The sequence below is a fragment of the Galbibacter sp. BG1 genome (genome assembly GCF_013391805.1).
Lineage (GTDB): Bacteria > Bacteroidota > Bacteroidia > Flavobacteriales > Flavobacteriaceae > Galbibacter.
Genome location: NZ_CP058364.1, coordinates 1,702,781 through 1,717,718, shown reverse-complemented (window position 1 = coordinate 1,717,718; position 14,938 = coordinate 1,702,781). Strand labels below are relative to the sequence as shown.

Sequence of the window (14,938 nt, the reverse complement as noted above, 5' to 3'; positions counted from 1 at the left end):
CAAAAAGGGGCTCTTCAGCCCCTTTTTATTTATCTTATTCACAGTACACTACATCTTCAATGAACGTTCGCAAACTCGCCGCATTATTCTTGTAGTAATTCTTATCAATGAGCTCATTAACTTTAGTACAGGCGCCTGTAAATTTTTTAAGTTCATCTTTAAAACCCATTAAAAACTTATAGGATTTATTGGAATATCCAACTTCTTCATTTTTTATAAAAAACACCACTTCATCATTTTGAAAAGTATACATGGAAAGTTCTTCTGTTTCAAATTCCTTCCTTACTAAATACTTCTCAGGTGATTTGGCTCTAGGATTATTTTTATAGGAAATAAACTCCTTTTGCACATAAATATTATTTTCATCGAAAACCAATTCCTTAAGTTCTGAAGCATTCAAGATATTCAATTTTAAATTTCCGTTTGTGTCTGGTAAATAAACCTTCGCCTCTACCCCTACGCTTTCCAAGTCTTGATAATTCATGTTAGCAATTAGAGTATCATTTCTAACCGTTACCAAATATGCAAAACTGTCAAATTCATTGTTATTTCTATCCACTTCATTAAATACCTCATCTACAGGAACAACCATTCTCCTACTTTCTACCATATTCGCCGCCAAAATATTTTTCAAACTATGAGCGCTCTTAGTTAAATCTTCCGCATCCCTTTCGCCATACTCCAAGGGGAAAATCATTTTAGCATATTCAATGGCTTCATCTGGCATGTCCATATAATAGCTTAAAACAGAACAATTGTAATAACAGGCGTATTTCACTTTTCGTTCCCTTCTCGAATCACCGGTAATTCCCGTAGCCATTTTCTCAAAATCCTTTACGATTGGCATTAAACTATTTCTCGTATTGGCAATGGAAGACTCATGTGAAACAGTGTTCATTACACTTTTAACTTCTTTAAAAAGTTCCTTTTGAGGCTCCGTTAAAGGATTCTTCCTAGAATCCAAAATCCACAAATAAGAATTTGTTTTATAGGGTCTATACCCAAAAGTAGCATTTACTAAATCGTCTAAACGATAACTCGTATATTCCACAAAATTATATATTAGTTCTCCCTTGATTTCTTCTTTATTGACATCGTAATGGGCGTAGGCTTCTTTTTTATTCAAAAACCAATCTGATGCATAAATTTCTGATCGAACCATTCTATTTTCAAGTTTTAATTCCAACGGATTATCAACATGGTAATGCGATGTTATAAAGTACTTAAAGATATACCTGAAAACGTAGTAGGAACGTATTACATTTCCATCGTCATCCTTTTCCACCACTTCTTTGTCTTCTATACCAAAAGAAGCTGGATCTATAAAAAAATCAGAAAATTCAAGTTTGATAAAAATCACAGGAGCTGTTTCTTGCCTTGTAAAGCCTTGAATTTGAATATCGTTGGAAATGGCGGTTTCAGAAATTAAGCTCTCTATATCATCCTCGGAGTTTACCAAAACATTATAAGTCCTCTCGTTCTCATTTAGAATTGGGTTTGAAGGCAATTTTACATAAGCAACTGGAAAGTATTCTTTATCCAAATCTGCTGCTTGTGATGACGATTTCCAAGAAATAAGTAGAATAAAGGGCAAAAAAAATAAGCGCATGATATTAATGATTTAGGTTATATTTATTCCCAACTCATGGTCTCCATAATTTTCCTGATATCTTCTTCTAGATATTTGGCTGCTGGAAGTACGGAGTCGTAATTGGGTTTGGTATTAAAGTAGAGTGAGCCCGTAACGAAATGCGAAATACTATCGGTTAAGTAAAATTGAGATGCCGAAGCAGCATTTCCCGTTACTTGGTAAAACATTCCATAAACCTTGTCTTCAGGATTAACAAAAGGCTGTTCCTGTATGTTGTCTGCCTTGGCTACATGTTCGTAAGTAAGTTTTTGAGCATCCCTTAAAAGAATATCCAAATTATCTTGAACGGGCTTATATGTAATAAAAATACTGGCATTCATTTTGGGGTACTGCAACGTCATTCCACAATCCTTCCGCACATTTATAGCAGCGTCTTGATTCTGTAAAAATGAAAACGGGCAATCGTTTTCTGTTTCTTTATAAACTGCTTTTGGGTATTCCAACCGTAACATTCCCTTAGGTTTGGGTACGGATTCCTCACCACAGGAAAATATGAAAAACCCCAGTAGAAATATGCTAAATAATCTCGTTCTGCTCAATGAGGGTAACTTTTATTTGTTTGATTCGCTTTTTATCTAACGCTTCTATAACGAACCGAACGTTGTTAAAAATAATTTCTTCTCCTTTTTTGGGAAAGCTTCCGGCAATTTCCAAAACAAAACCTGCAATGGTCTCAGACTCTCCTTTGTTTTCCTCAAACTGTGTTTCATCTTCAATATCGATCACTCGATAAAAGTCTTTTAAAGCCGTTTTTCCTTCAAAAACATAATTTTGCTCGTCTAATTTGGAGTACACCAAGTCTTCGTCATCAAACTCGTCGCTTATATCCCCTACAATTTCTTCAATAATATCTTCCAAAGAAATCAATCCCGAGGTACCCCCATATTCATCTACTACAATGGCCAAGTGATTTTTCATTTCTTGGAACTCCTTTAATAAATCGTCGAGTTTTTTATTTTCGGGAACAAAGTAAGCATCGCGTTTTAAGGAAACCCAATTGAACTCCTTTTTATCTATATGCGGCAGCAAGTCTTTTACATATAAAACTCCAGTTACATTATCCATATGGTCTTTGTAAACCGGGATTCTGGAATAACCGTTCTTAATTATTTCACGAACGACCTCTGGAAACTTCATTTCCTCATTCAAAGCAAAAACATCTATCCTGGGCTGCATTACCTGCCGGGTGTCTGTATTTCCAAAGGAAACTATTCCTTGCAAAATCTTCTGCTCTTCAATAGTGGTGTCTTCTTCAGAAGTTAATTCCAAGGCATGGGAAAGTTGATCTATAGAAATATTAGCCCTTTGTTTCCCAAGTTTTTCCTGTAAAAATAGCGTAATGGATCGCATGGGCATACTTAACGGATAGAAAACCTTATCCAGTACATTTAGAGGGTATGCCATGAAAAAAGCAAACTTCAACTTATTCCTACTGGCATAAACCTTGGGTAAAATCTCTCCAAACAATAAAATTAAAAAAGTGGCCACTACCACTTCCACAATAAACCTTACATCTACCACACCCAAGATTTTTCCTTGAAGCGATCCAAAGAAAAAAGAACCAAGGGAACTAAAAAGTAAAACTATGGCAATATTTATAAAGTTATTGGCAACTAAAATGGTAGCCAATAATTTTTTTGGTCTGTCCAATAATTTCACCACAATATTCCCTACTGTTGTTTTGGTATCCTGAATGCCGTTAACATCGGTTTGCGAAAGCGAAAAGAAAGCTACTTCCGCCCCAGAAATGAGGGCAGAACAGATAAGTAAGGCGACTAAAACTATCAATTTAATGATTGAAGTTGTGTCTACAAAAAGTAATATTGAAATTAAACTCGAGGGCTCCGGGTCCAATGGTTGCTGTTTTAGTTATACTTGGTTAAAATGGCAAATCGTCGTCCTCTTCTTCATAAGGAGGTGCAGACTCTTGCGCTTGTGGTTTATTTTGGGTTTGAGGCTGGCTGTTTTTTGCTCCGCCTTGTGGCGATGATTGCTGATTGTATTGAGAACCACCCTGATTGTCTCCTTTATTGGTAAGAAAGGTAAAATCGGTAACTTGTACTTCTGTTGTGTAACGCAAATTACCGTCTTCCCCTTGCCATTGTCTTGTTTTTAGCCTGCCTTCCACATAAACTTTATCCCCTTTACTAAGGTACTTTTCACAAACTTCTGCAGCCTTATTTCGTACCACAATGTTATGCCATTCGGTATTGGAAACACGCTCACCAGTTTGTCTGTTGGTATAATTTTCGTTGGTAGCCAAAGGGAAACGCCCAATACAGTTACCCCCTTCAAAATAATTCATCTTAACATCGTCTCCAAGGTGACCGATTAACATTACTTTATTTAAAGTTCCACTCATATTATTATATCTTAAAAAACTATTCGTTAATCTATAAATGTATTAAAAATTACCAAATTTTCATCGTAAAAAATAGTAATTTAAAGGGATTTATCGGTTTATCAGACTACTTTTAAAAATCTTATTTTAAATCTACGCAGCTCCAAATCCCTTAAAAACCAAAATCTTCTACGAAATTGGCAACTAGCACTGGCACAGGATAATCTTTCACCTTTTTATTATCTATCCCAGTTTTTAATTTATCCTGCAAAGTTACAATCCAAAATCGAGTATATATGTGTTGATGCGATAATTTGTGCAATTTCGATTCTTGGTTATAAAGATTGAGTTCAAAAAGACTCCCTTCCGTTAAATTTTTAAAATCTTGGTGCTCCAAAAGTTTCTCATGGTTAATTTCTTCGGAAGTTTCAATTAAAGGAAATTCATACAAATGCTGCCAAATATCTTTTTTGGTGCGTTGCTGAAGGATGGTTTTTTCATCGTCTGTTAAAATTATATAGTTGAAGAAACGTTTTCTAACCTTCGTCTTTTTAAGTTTTACAGGCAAATCTGCTATCTTATTTTCAGAAAAAGCATAACAACCATGCTGAAGCGGGCAATTATTACAATCGGGTGACTGCGGCTTGCACTGTTTGGCGCCAAATTCCATCAACGCTTGGTTATAGGTGCCAGGATCTTTATGGTCTATTAATTCTTCCGCTAACTCTTTAAAATATTTTACACCCTCCGTACTGTTTATGGCAAGGCTTATGCCATAGTAGCGCGATAATACCCTGTACACATTTCCGTCTACCACAGGTGCCGCCTCGTTAAAACAAATGGAAGCAATGGCGCTTGCGGTATAATCGCCAATGCCTTTCAGCTTTTTTAAATCTGAATAATTATCAGGAAATTCTCCATTAAAATCCACCGCCACTTTTTTAGCAGTTTCGTGAAGATTTCGCGCTCTGGAATAGTACCCAAGGCCCTGCCAAAGTTTAAGAACCTCCTCTTGTTTTGCTTGGGCAAGATCGAAAACCGTTGGATATGTAGAGATAAATTTTAAATAATAAGGCAGTCCTTGCTCTACTCTTGTTTGCTGAAGCATAATTTCTGAAAGCCATATATTATAGGGATTCTTGGTTGTTCTCCATGGTAAATCCCGTTTATTTTTTTCATACCAATGTATGATCTGCCCTTTAAAATCCATATGTTTCCGATAGAATTCAAAAATAATAGCTTTATTTAGTTAAATTTTAATTATTTACACTTTATTTATTGCGTAATTAATTTATATATTTGCATCCCCTAAATTTATAACACTGTAAACAAATATATAAAAATGACTAAAGCAGACATTGTAGCTAAGATTTCAGAGAAACTTGGCATGGAAAAGGGAGATGTACAGGCAACTGTTGAATCTTTTATGGAAGAGGTGAAAAACTCACTAGAAAGCGGTGATAATGTTTACCTAAGAGGTTTTGGTAGTTTCATCATTAAAACAAGAGCAGAAAAAACAGGAAGAAACATTTCTAAGAACACGACAATTAAAATTCCTGCTCACAATATTCCAGCTTTCAAACCCGCAAAAGTATTTGTAGAGGGTGTTAAAACTAGCGTAGAAGTAAAATAATTATTAATATAAAAACATTGAGTCGATGCCAAGTGGTAAAAAAAGAAAAAGACATAAGGTAGCTACGCACAAGCGTAAGAAAAGAAGAAGAGCTAACCGTCATAAGAAAAAGTAGTTAGATAACTACTTTTTCTTTTTTAAGTTATTGTATACTTAACATACAAAACGTTCATTGAAAAAGAAATTTAATCAAAACCTAGGGTTTTAGATTTAATTTCGTTGGGTTTATTCAAAAAAAACCTGTAGTAAAAATTTATCTTATCTTAATTGATAGGACGAATTTATTGTTTAATCCATCGGTTCTGCAGATATATATTTGTAGGACAGATAAAAATTCATTCAGAGTGAATAAAGAATTAATTGTAAGATCTAGTTCCTCTGACGTTGATTTTGCCATATTAAAGGATGGAAAACTTATTGAATTACACAAGGAAGAAGAAAGCAGTAATTTCTCTGTGGGAGATATCATGCTTGCAAAAGTGCGTAAGCCGGTTACCGGCCTTAACGCAGCTTTTGTAAATGTAGGGTACGAAAAAGATGCATTTTTGCATTACCACGATTTAGGGCCGCAATTAAGTTCTTTGTTGAAATTCATTAAACGTGTAAGCACAGGTAAATTAAAAGATTTCTCTTTAAAAAATTTCCCATTTGAAAAAGATATAGATAAAAATGGCGTTATAAACAACGTTTTAAAAGCCAATCAATCTATACTTGTACAAATTGTAAAAGAGCCTATTTCCACAAAAGGACCACGAATAAGTTCTGAGCTATCAATAGCCGGAAGATATTTGGTTCTTGTTCCTTTTTCAGACCGCGTTTCTGTTTCTCAAAAAATAGAAAGCAAAGAAGAAAAAGACCGTTTAAAAAGGCTTGTACAAAGCATTCGACCCAAAGGGTTTGGTGTAATTGTACGCACAGTGGCAGAAGGCAAAAAAGTCGCCGAACTAGACAAAGATTTAAACAACCTGTTAGCAAAATGGACAGCGTTGTGTAAAAAAATTTATAAAGCTAGTTATCCATCTAAAGTTTTGAGTGAAATGAATCGTGCCGCCTCTATTTTAAGAGATGTGTTCAACGACGACTTTACTGGGATTTATGTAGATGACGAAACGCTTTATTTTCAAATTAAAGATTACTTGCATGAAATTGCGCCAGAGAAAGAATCTATTGTAAAATTGTATGACTCGAATGTTCCTATTTTTGAAAAATACGGAATTGAGAGACAAATTAAAACTTCTTTTGGACGAACAGTATCCTCTAGTAAAGGAGCATATTTGGTTATAGAACATACCGAAGCATTGCATGTTATAGATGTAAACAGCGGTAACCGTTCTAACAAGGCGAAATCTCAAGAAGATACCGCACTGGAAGTAAACCTTATTGCAGCTAGCGAAGTAGCTAGACAGTTAAGATTACGGGATATGGGTGGTATTATTGTTGTAGATTTTATCGATATGTCTAATGCAGACAACCGCAGAAAACTATTCGACCATTTAAGAGAAGAAATGCGAGACGATAGAGCCAAACACAAAATCCTCCCTCCAAGTAAGTTTGGCCTCATACAAATTACTAGACAGCGCGTAAGGCCAGAGATGAATATTAAAACCCGTGAGGAAAACCCGAACGGTAACGATGGTGAAGTAGAAGCACCAATAGTTTTAATAAATAAAATTACTTTCGATCTCGAGCGAATAATTAAAAGCAAAAATGGCAATAATGGAATTGTTTTAAATGCACACCCGTTTATTGCCGCTTATTTAACAAAAGGATTTCCATCCGTACGTTCTAAATGGTTTTTAGAACACAAAAAATGGGTCAAGATTTTACCAAGAGATGCTTACACATACCTAGAATACCGTTTTAAAGATAAAAACGGGAAAATCTTAAAATAATCAACAAAAACCACGCTCAAAAGGCGTGGTTTTTTTGTTTTTAACACTTTGCTCTTTCATTATTAACCTCAGTTAATTTTCAGCCACCAAAGAAAATGTAACTTGGATAAAAATTTAAAACAAATTGTTATGACTGAAGTTAAAGCATATGCAGCTCATGAAAGTGAAGCTGACTTAGTTCCATATAAGATTGAAAGAAGAGAAACCAAAGACATAGACGTAAAAATAGAAATCGATTTTTGCGGTGTTTGCCATAGCGACATCCATCAAGTACAGAACGATTGGAAGAATTCGAAATACCCGGTTGTTCCAGGTCACGAAATTATCGGCCATGTTACAGAAGTTGGTTCTAAAGTCTCCAAGTTTAAAGTAGGCGATCTTGTTGGTGTGGGCTGTCTAGTAGACTCCTGTAAAGAATGTAATTCCTGTAAAGATAATTTAGAGCAATACTGTGAAAATGGTGCGGTTGCCACCTATAATGGTGCCGATAAACACTTGGGTGGCCATACATTCGGTGGATACTCCGAACAAATTACAGTGCGTGAAGATTTTGTTTTAAAAATACCAGAAAACATAGATACAAAAGCAGCTGCACCACTATTGTGCGCTGGGATAACCACTTGGTCTCCTTTACGCGAATGGAACGTTAAAAAAGGTGATAAAGTTGGTGTAATTGGTCTGGGCGGACTCGGGCATATGGGAATTAAATTTGCGCATGCTTTAGGCGCTGAGGTAGTTATGATAACCACTTCCCCAGAAAAAGCAGAAGATGCAAAATCCTTGGGGGCAGATAGTGTTTTAATTTCTAAAGATAAAGACCAAATGAAAGAGCAGGCTTCTAGTTTCGATTTTCTTTTGAATACCATTCCAGTTGGCCACGATATCAATCCATACCTTGGTTTATTGAAAAGAGATGGAACCATGGTTTTAGTGGGTGCCATTGAACCAATAGACCCTGTTCATGGCGGCGCACTAGTTATGGGAAGAAAACGAGTAGCCGGCTCTATGATAGGTGGTATAAAAGAAACACAAGAGATGTTAGATTTTTGCGGGGAGCACAATATCGTTTCTGATGTTGAAATGATCGATATACAGAACATTAATGATGCCTTCGATCGCGTTGTAAAATCTGATGTTAAGTATCGATTTGTAATAGATATGAAATCGCTTAAAAAATAATATATAGCTGTCAAACTGAGCTTGTCGAAGTTTTAAAAAACAAACACTCATGAGAATTCTTCGACAAGCTCAGGACGACATTTAGAGCTTAGATACTTTTTAAATAGCTTTTTTTTGGTGTAAGCTTTCTTGAATCAATTAGAAATAAATGGAGTTAATTTAAAGGAAGATCTTTTACAGGTCTTCCTTTTTTTGTGTGCTGTCATTCTTTTCAAACCGATTTATTAATTTTCACCATTTAAATACTAGCTTTGCAAACAAACCATACCAGTTATTAACTGATATTACTGCAATATTGATAAGTAAATGGTATTATGTAGATGACCTAGCAATGAATAACAAAATAGCCATTACGGCCCTTTCATCCATTTCTGCTTTAGGAAGTAACACCAAAACAGTTTGGGAAAATTATTTAAAAGCCGATCATTTTTTAAAAGAACAAGATTTCAAAACACATAAGGCATTGGTCGCGGCTATTTCTAAAGACGACCAAAAAGAAATTTCTGATTTAAGGAATTCCGATTTAAAATATAAAAACCTAGACAATTCGGTTTTATACGCCATGTACATCGCTCGAAAAGCGGTAAAAGAAGCTGGATGGCAAGCTGGGGACAACTTTGGTATTAATATAGGGTCGTCCCGTGGCGCAACTGCACTCTTTGAAAAATACCACCAAGAATATTTAGAAAATCAACAATCGAGCACCTTGGCCTCTCCTACGACCACTCTAGGGAATATTTCTTCTTGGTTGGCTCACGACCTACGATCGCAAGGCCCAGAGCTTTCCCATTCCATCACTTGTTCTACCGCGCTTCATGCTCTTACCAATGGGGTTGCTTGGCTAAACAGCGGTATGAGCAATAAATTTTTGGTAGGGGGAAGCGAAGCCAGTTTAACTCCGTTTACCATTGCGCAAATAAAGGCGTTGAAAATTTATGCTGAAAACGCTTCAGAAGAATATCCCTGTAAAGCGTTGGACCTCAACAAAACCAGAAATAGTATGGTTTTAGGAGAAGGTGCTGGAGTAATTTGCATGGAAACCAACCCTTCAAAAGCAGCACTGGCGTATATTGAAGGTGTGGGGTATGCCACGGAAATTTTAAAACATAACATTTCCATTTCTGAAGATGCAGAATGCTTTCAGAAATCAATGAAAATGGCTTTGAAGAATACAAATCCAAACGAAGTCGACGTTATTGTAATGCACGCGCCAGGAACACGAAAAGGAGATAGCACCGAAATGAAAGCTATCGAAAAAGTATTCGGTAGCAAAACACCTGCCTTAACAACCAATAAATGGAAAATTGGGCATACTTTTGGCGCCTCTGGAATTCTAAGCTTGGAGTTGGCGATATTAATGATGCAGCAACAACATTTTATTCCTGTACCATACCTGCGAGAGACAACCAAACCCAAACAAATTAAAAAAGTATTGGTAAATGCCGTAGGTTTTGGTGGAAATGCGGTAAGTGTATTGCTATCTTCGGAGGCTTAAAAATGAAACTTCCACTAATAAATTGCAATTAGTAGTAAGGCGAACCAAATGGAATTACTATTTTTGAAATTATAAAACAGAATCGATTTAGGGATCGGACTTGCTTTCTAGCCAAAAACAAGTCCTTTCGATGAAGAATATTGGGCACCTGCCCTTAATATGGTTTTTATGAGTGAGATAAGACATAACTGGACACAAGAAGAAATTTTAGAGATTTACAACAAGCCTTTAATGGAGCTATTGTACGAAGCCGCTACGGTACACAGGAAACATCACGACCCAAATACCGTTCAAGTTTCCACGCTCTTATCGATAAAAACAGGAGGATGTCCAGAAGACTGCGGTTATTGCCCTCAAGCAGCTCGTTATCATACAGACATTGAAGGAAACGATTTAATGACAGTTCCCCATGTAAAAGCACAGGCTTTACGTGCCAAGGAAGCAGGGAGTTCCCGCGTTTGTATGGGTGCCGCTTGGAGAAACGTAAAAGACGGCCCAGAATTTGACCAAGTTTTAGAAATGGTTCGTACCATTAACAAGCTCGACATGGAAGTTTGTTGTACACTGGGGATGATTACAGAAAACCAAGCACAACGTCTTGCAGAAGCAGGATTGTATGCTTATAATCATAATCTGGATACTTCAGAAGAATATTATAAAGAAGTAATTTCTACCAGAGGTTTCGTAGACCGCTTGGAAACCATAGACAACGTAAGAAAAACAAATGTTACTGTTTGTAGCGGTGGTATTATTGGTATGGGAGAAAAAATAGAAGACCGCGCCGGTATGTTGGTCGCTCTTTCCACTTTGAGTCCGCAACCAGAATCTGTACCTATCAACGCCTTGGTGGCCGTAGATGGTACGCCAATGGAAGACGAAAAACCAGTAGAAATATGGGAAATGGTTAGAATGGTAGCCACTACCAGAATTGTTATGCCACAAACACAGGTAAGGCTCTCCGCAGGGCGCACCCAAATGAGCAGGGAAGGTCAAGCGATGTGCTTTTTTGCAGGAGCAAATTCAATTTTTGCAGGAGACAAACTCTTAACCACTCCAAACCCTGATGTGAATGAGGACATGGAAATGTTTAAAATGCTGGGACTAAATCCACAAAAACCTTTCGTTAAAAAAGCGAAACCAGATACGGTGGAAGCATCAGAATCCAAATATCTGCCGTTGGGTGAAAAGCCTAAATGGTCCAGACCGGGACATACCATCGAAAAAAACGAATTAGCCAAAGAAAATGCCAAAAAGGCAAAATCCGTTTAATTAATACCTTATTTTAATTTCTTCCTCGTTGACTTTTTATGCCTACAGGAATTTTGTACAGTAGATTTACTTCTCAACAATGTGTAACTTTGTAAGGTTTATTTTGAATCTAATTTAAATGAAACCAATATGGGTAAAATAATCATCTTAACAATTCAATGACTTTTTAAGCCGTTATAGTTTACATGTGACCAATGAAGAACAATACAATAAACGCATGAAATTAAAGGAGATACCTCGCCTAAAAAATATATCAAAGCAAGACTTTATAAATAATTATGTAAAGTTACAAAAGCCCGTTGTTGTCGAGAAGATAACTGAAGATTGGCCTGCTTACAAAAAATGGCATCTCCACTACATTAAAGAAGTTGCAGGTGATAAAATAGTTCCTTTATACGACGACAGACCTGTTACCCATGAAGACGGGTTTAACGAGCCACATGCCAAAATGAAAATGTGTGAATACGTAGACCTTTTGGAAGCAAAACCTACGAATTACCGCATTTTTCTATATAATTTAATGAAGGAAGTGCCTTCTCTTCAAAATGATTTTAAGTGGCCAGACATCGGCTTAAAATTGGTAAAGCAATTGCCAATGTTGTTTTTTGGAGGACAGAACAGCAAGGTGTTTATGCATTTCGATATTGACTATTCAAATATTCTTCATTTTCATTTCCACGGAAAAAAGCAATGCATCATATTCCCTCCTGATCAAACTAAATATCTATACAAAGTACCACATTCTTTAATTTCCCGGGAAGATATAGACTTCGACAACCCCGATTACACCAAATGGCCGGCCCTTAAAGAGGCAGAGGGTTTTATTACCCACTTAAACCATGGTGAAATGCTTTACATGCCCGAAGGGTATTGGCATTATATGAAATATGAAACCCCAGGTTTTTCTATGAGTTTGCGTTCCCTTCCGAAGAAACCGTCGCATTTTTTTAAAGCGGCGTACAACGTTTTTATAATGCGTAACTTTGATAATTTGATGCGCAAATGGAAAGGGCAAGCTTGGATAAATGAAAAAAACAGAAAAGCGATCACCCAAACCCATGAAAAACTAGGTATTGAATCCTGAGCTATGAATTATTACGTTCTAAATTATAAAACGGCAGACGATTATCTGGAAAAACGACCCAAATACAGGGAGGAACATTTAGAATTGGCGCAGGAATATTTGGATAAAGGTTTTCTTGTTCTTGGTGGCGCGATGGATAATCCAGCCGATGAGGCTTTACTCATATTTAAATGTGAAAGCGAGGTGGAAGTTAAAAGCTTCGTTGCAAAGGATCCGTATGTAAAAAATGGATTAGTAAAAGAATGGAAAATAAGGAAATGGAATGTAGTTATTGAAAAAAATTAAATTTAGTCTTTCATTAAATAGCACTCAAAGCTGGCTATAAATAATTTCACACCAACTCATTCACCTTTTCATACACCAAACTGGATTCCCAGCCCCTGTACAGAAGATAATCGGCAAGTTTTTTTTTCTTTTTTACAGGACTCTTCTCGGTGATTTGGTTTGCTCTTTTTTCAGCTAAATCATGAAAAGTGGCGTAGTAAGCGTCGTCAGGGATTTCTTTTAAGGCTGTTTGAATATTGAATCTAGAAATCCCTCTAAATTTTAATTCTCTAACAATTCTGTTTTTGCCCCATTTTTTTATGCGGAATTTACCTCTAGCGAAGCTTTTGGCAAACCGCTCTTCATTCAAAAAATTGTGTTCAATAAGATGTGCAACAATGGTATCGACGGCAAGTGGAATCATATTCATATTTTGAAGCTTGGTAACAACTTCTTTATGGCAACGGTCTTGGTAAGCACAGTAACTCTCAAGCTTTCGCTTGGCTTCTTCAAGGGTATATGATTTTGCATGATTCACCTCGTAAAGAAACAAAATCTAAAAGATTAAATAAAAATAAACTGAAAACATAAATTCGTTTAAGTTGTATTCCGAAAAGTGATTTAAAAAGGTTTGTGCAGATTTCTTTATATTTAACCAAATAAATGAAACAACCGCCAAACGAATATGATTAAATTTACTTCCTTTTTTACACTGCTCCTACTTTTTAGTTTCAATATTTCATCGCAAAACGCTCCAAACGTCATCATTTTTATCGGAGATGATATTAGTTGGGATGATTTTGGATGCTACGGAAATCCTTACGTGCAAACCCCAAATATTGACAAACTGGCTGCTGAGGGTATTAAGTTCAACAATTTTTATTTGACTGCCAGTTCCTGCAGTCCCAGTAGAAATAGTATTATTACCGGAAGATATCCGCACAATACTGGTGCTGCTGAATTACATACCGAACCTCCTATTTGGATGAAGTCTTTTCCTGAAATCTTAAAAGAAAACGATTACTATACCGCACAAGCTGGTAAATTTCACATTGGAGAATACGCCAAGCGTGGTTTTAGCAAAGTGTCCTTAAAAGAAAATGGTGACGGAGGGGAGCGCAAATGGGTAGAATTTCTGCAAGACCGACCAAAGGATAAACCCTTTTTTATGTGGTTTGCTGCTTTTGATGCCCACCGTGGATGGGGAGAAAATGAATTTTCAAATACCCATAATCCAAAAGATATCGAACCTCCTTTTTATTTAGCAGATTCCGATTCCACAAAAGTGGATCTCGCCAGATACTACGATGAGATAAAACGGTTCGATCATTATATAGGAAAGGTTGTTGACGAGCTAGAGAATCAGGATGAGCTGGATAATACACTTATTATTGTCATGGCAGATAACGGTCGCCCATTCCCACACAGTAAAACCCGTGTAAACGACCGTGGGATGAAAAGTCCGTTTATTGTTTTTGGTCCGAAGAATTTAGTAAAACGAAACGCTGAATCCAATGCGTTGGTAAGCGCCATCGATATCGCCCCTACTATTTTAGATTTTGCCAAAGCACCCATAGATGAACAGTTTCAGGGTGTTAGCTTTAAAAAAGTTTTGAAGAAACCATCAACAGCTTTTAGAAATCATGTTTTTGCTGAACATAATTGGCATGATTATGAAGCTTACGAACGGATGGTACGGACAAAAGACTTTATGTATATTTTCAATGCACGACCTGAATTTCCGCAATCCGGCCCCGCCGATGCCGTTGGGAGTCCGTCTTACAAAGACTTACTTCAGTTGAAGGAAAACAGGGAGCTTTCCGCAATCCAAGCTGATATTTTTGTTACGCCAAGGCCTTCAGAAGAACTTTATGATATGAAAACAGATTCGATTCAGTTATTAAATGTAGCGTCGGTTCCTTCCTATAAAAATGAATTGCAGAAAATGAAAACTGCTTTAAAAATGTGGATGGAAACCACTGGCGACAATATTCCAAAAAACTTAACAAAGGATTGGTACGAGCGAAAACCTGATTATGTAAAAACACCTGCTTTTGAAGTTCGTGGCGAAATGCCCGGAAGCGCTACGGAAGCCATTAAAAACAACAACAAAGGAGCATTTTAAACAAA

At 36.5% G+C, this 14,938-nt stretch carries 14 protein-coding genes; 8 read left to right on the top strand and 6 right to left on the bottom strand.

Annotation, left to right across the window (positions count from 1 at the left end):
* Positions 1-34 precede the first annotated feature (34 nt).
* The 5 genes from HX109_RS07595 to mutY all read right to left on the bottom strand — a co-directional run bounded on the left by HX109_RS07595 (position 35) and on the right by mutY (position 5,202).
* Entirely contained in the window at positions 35-1,609 is a 1,575-nt protein-coding gene (locus tag HX109_RS07595) for a hypothetical protein (RefSeq protein ID WP_178950769.1), read from the bottom strand.
* 23 nt (positions 1,610-1,632) lie between these two features.
* The gene (gldD, locus tag HX109_RS07590; RefSeq protein WP_255462852.1) at positions 1,633-2,166 is read right to left on the bottom strand and encodes a gliding motility lipoprotein GldD; all 534 of its coding nucleotides are present in this window, start codon (positions 2,164-2,166) and stop codon (positions 1,633-1,635) included.
* 1 nt (position 2,167) lies between these two features.
* Positions 2,168-3,505: a gliding motility-associated protein GldE gene (locus HX109_RS07585; RefSeq protein ID WP_178950765.1), complete on the bottom strand. Its 1,338-nt coding sequence runs from the start codon at positions 3,503-3,505 to the stop codon at positions 2,168-2,170.
* 25 nt (positions 3,506-3,530) lie between these two features.
* A complete protein-coding gene (locus HX109_RS07580) occupies positions 3,531-4,013 on the bottom strand; it encodes a single-stranded DNA-binding protein (protein WP_178950763.1) in 483 nt (160 codons plus the stop codon).
* 151 nt (positions 4,014-4,164) lie between these two features.
* Positions 4,165-5,202, bottom strand: a complete 1,038-nt coding sequence (gene mutY / locus HX109_RS07575; protein ID WP_178950761.1) for an A/G-specific adenine glycosylase — start codon at positions 5,200-5,202, stop codon at positions 4,165-4,167.
* Between the two features lie 132 nt (positions 5,203-5,334).
* Here mutY and HX109_RS07570 point away from each other — a divergent pair, with 132 nt between their 5' ends.
* The 7 genes from HX109_RS07570 to HX109_RS07540 all read left to right on the top strand — a co-directional run bounded on the left by HX109_RS07570 (position 5,335) and on the right by HX109_RS07540 (position 12,829).
* Positions 5,335-5,625 (top strand): HU family DNA-binding protein, encoded by a 291-nt coding sequence (locus tag HX109_RS07570; RefSeq protein WP_008611918.1) that lies wholly within the window; start codon positions 5,335-5,337, stop codon positions 5,623-5,625.
* Positions 5,626-5,969: 344 nt separating this feature from the next.
* Positions 5,970-7,517, top strand: a complete 1,548-nt coding sequence (locus HX109_RS07565; RefSeq protein WP_178950759.1) for a ribonuclease E/G — start codon at positions 5,970-5,972, stop codon at positions 7,515-7,517.
* 129 nt (positions 7,518-7,646) lie between these two features.
* Positions 7,647-8,696: an NAD(P)-dependent alcohol dehydrogenase gene (locus tag HX109_RS07560; RefSeq protein WP_178950757.1), complete on the top strand. Its 1,050-nt coding sequence runs from the start codon at positions 7,647-7,649 to the stop codon at positions 8,694-8,696.
* Between the two features lie 331 nt (positions 8,697-9,027).
* Positions 9,028-10,191, top strand: coding sequence for a beta-ketoacyl synthase N-terminal-like domain-containing protein (locus HX109_RS07555; protein ID WP_178950755.1), 1,164 nt, complete (start codon positions 9,028-9,030; stop codon positions 10,189-10,191).
* Between the two features lie 168 nt (positions 10,192-10,359).
* The gene (gene bioB, locus HX109_RS07550; protein WP_178950754.1) at positions 10,360-11,460 is read left to right on the top strand and encodes a biotin synthase BioB; all 1,101 of its coding nucleotides are present in this window, start codon (positions 10,360-10,362) and stop codon (positions 11,458-11,460) included.
* Positions 11,461-11,677: 217 nt separating this feature from the next.
* Positions 11,678-12,544 (top strand): cupin-like domain-containing protein, encoded by an 867-nt coding sequence (locus HX109_RS07545; RefSeq protein WP_178950752.1) that lies wholly within the window; start codon positions 11,678-11,680, stop codon positions 12,542-12,544.
* A 3-nt stretch (positions 12,545-12,547) separates the two neighbouring features.
* Positions 12,548-12,829 (top strand): YciI-like protein, encoded by a 282-nt coding sequence (locus tag HX109_RS07540; RefSeq protein ID WP_178950750.1) that lies wholly within the window; start codon positions 12,548-12,550, stop codon positions 12,827-12,829.
* A gap of 46 nt (positions 12,830-12,875) precedes the next feature.
* On the opposite strand, the gene HX109_RS07535 is transcribed toward HX109_RS07540, so the two are convergent.
* Positions 12,876-13,361 carry a regulatory protein RecX gene (locus HX109_RS07535; protein ID WP_410504052.1) on the bottom strand — a complete coding sequence of 162 codons (486 nt, stop codon included), beginning with the start codon at positions 13,359-13,361 and terminating at the stop codon, positions 12,876-12,878.
* 132 nt (positions 13,362-13,493) lie between these two features.
* On the opposite strand from HX109_RS07535, the gene HX109_RS07530 reads away from it, so the two are divergent.
* Positions 13,494-14,933 carry a sulfatase gene (locus HX109_RS07530; protein ID WP_178950748.1) on the top strand — a complete coding sequence of 480 codons (1,440 nt, stop codon included), beginning with the start codon at positions 13,494-13,496 and terminating at the stop codon, positions 14,931-14,933.
* Positions 14,934-14,938 lie beyond the last annotated feature (5 nt).

Coding starts and splice junctions, on each gene's coding strand:
- HX109_RS07540 (WP_178950750.1), top strand. CDS start 12,548: ATGAATTATTACGTTCTAAATTATAAAACGGCAGACGATTATCTGGAA.
- HX109_RS07560 (WP_178950757.1), top strand. CDS start 7,647: ATGACTGAAGTTAAAGCATATGCAGCTCATGAAAGTGAAGCTGACTTA.
- bioB (WP_178950754.1), top strand. CDS start 10,360: ATGAGTGAGATAAGACATAACTGGACACAAGAAGAAATTTTAGAGATT.
- HX109_RS07555 (WP_178950755.1), top strand. CDS start 9,028: ATGAATAACAAAATAGCCATTACGGCCCTTTCATCCATTTCTGCTTTA.
- HX109_RS07530 (WP_178950748.1), top strand. CDS start 13,494: ATGATTAAATTTACTTCCTTTTTTACACTGCTCCTACTTTTTAGTTTC.
- HX109_RS07570 (WP_008611918.1), top strand. CDS start 5,335: ATGACTAAAGCAGACATTGTAGCTAAGATTTCAGAGAAACTTGGCATG.
- HX109_RS07545 (WP_178950752.1), top strand. CDS start 11,678: ATGAAATTAAAGGAGATACCTCGCCTAAAAAATATATCAAAGCAAGAC.
- mutY (WP_178950761.1), bottom strand. CDS start 5,202: ATGGATTTTAAAGGGCAGATCATACATTGGTATGAAAAAAATAAACGG.
- HX109_RS07595 (WP_178950769.1), bottom strand. CDS start 1,609: ATGCGCTTATTTTTTTTGCCCTTTATTCTACTTATTTCTTGGAAATCG.
- HX109_RS07580 (WP_178950763.1), bottom strand. CDS start 4,013: ATGAGTGGAACTTTAAATAAAGTAATGTTAATCGGTCACCTTGGAGAC.